Annotated in this window: 1 protein-coding gene; it reads right to left on the bottom strand. The window is 73.0% G+C overall.

Annotated elements, in window-relative coordinates; translation table 11 throughout:
- Nucleotides 1-36: 36 nt before the first annotated feature.
- Nucleotides 37-237 (bottom strand): YbaK/EbsC family protein (locus tag FJ658_RS15365; RefSeq protein WP_370454819.1); only part of this gene is annotated, 201 nt, incomplete at its 5' end.

Here is a 237-nt window from a genome sequence, read left to right as displayed (position 1 = left end):
ACGCGGAGCTCGGCCTGGTCGCCCTCGCGGGGTAGCTCAGCGCGCGATGTCGGCGACGACCGCGTCGGTGGCGCGCACCAGATCCGCCGGCGCCAGCCCCAGGTCGAAACCGCGGCGGCCACCCGAGACGTAGACCACGTCCCACAGCTCGGCGGTCTCGTCGAGCACCGTCTCGTGGCGGGTCTTCTGACCGATCGGGCTGATGCCGCCCACCACGTAGCCGGTGCGCTTCTCGGC

Origin of the sequence: Schumannella sp. 10F1B-5-1, from assembly GCF_006517535.1 — a bacterium.
Lineage (GTDB): Bacteria > Actinomycetota > Actinomycetes > Actinomycetales > Microbacteriaceae > Schumannella.
Note: the sequence above shows the minus strand (reverse complement) of the source record. Positions and strands in the feature narration are given on the sequence as shown.